Annotated in this window: 1 pseudogene; it reads right to left on the reverse strand. The window is 40.7% G+C overall.

Annotation, left to right across the window (positions count from 1 at the left end):
* Positions 1–523: pseudogene (gene cwlS, locus ADICYQ_RS31135) on the reverse strand (D-gamma-glutamyl-meso-diaminopimelic acid endopeptidase CwlS); the annotation flags it as partial.

The following is a 523-nucleotide window of genomic DNA, read 5'->3' on the forward strand; positions in this document are numbered from 1 at the left end:
ATCCGATGATAAATTGTTTTTATCACGGATGCTTTGGACAGTGACTCCGAGCCGATTTGCAATTTTCCACAGCGAATCGCCTGCTTTTACCTTGTACGTCGTTGTTTTTGAGGGATTGGAGTTTGACGGCTTTTTTGAACCGCTGTTTCCGCTCTTCGGTGAGCTGCTTCCTTTATTTTGAGCACCTGTTTAGGATAAAGTGTATCTGATGTTAAGCCATTTAAGGTTTTAATTCAGCTACAGTCATATTTAAGCTGTTTGCGATTTTCCACAGTGAGTCACCAAGCTTAACCGTATATGTACTTTTTGAAGAACCTGAAGAATTGGAACCGCTGTTTTCTTTGATCCATTTGATCCGCTTGAACTGCTTGTCCCTTTGATCTTAAGCTTTTGCCCCGGACGAATCAGGTCACTGCTCAGGCTGTTTAAGCTTTTAAGCTCAGAAACACTCATTTTATGATTTTTAGCAATCATCCATAGGGAATCACCATATGCAACTGTGTATGTTGATGTTTTGCTTGAG

The sequence above is a fragment of the Cyclobacterium qasimii M12-11B genome (assembly GCF_000427295.1).
GTDB lineage: Bacteria > Bacteroidota > Bacteroidia > Cytophagales > Cyclobacteriaceae > Cyclobacterium > Cyclobacterium qasimii.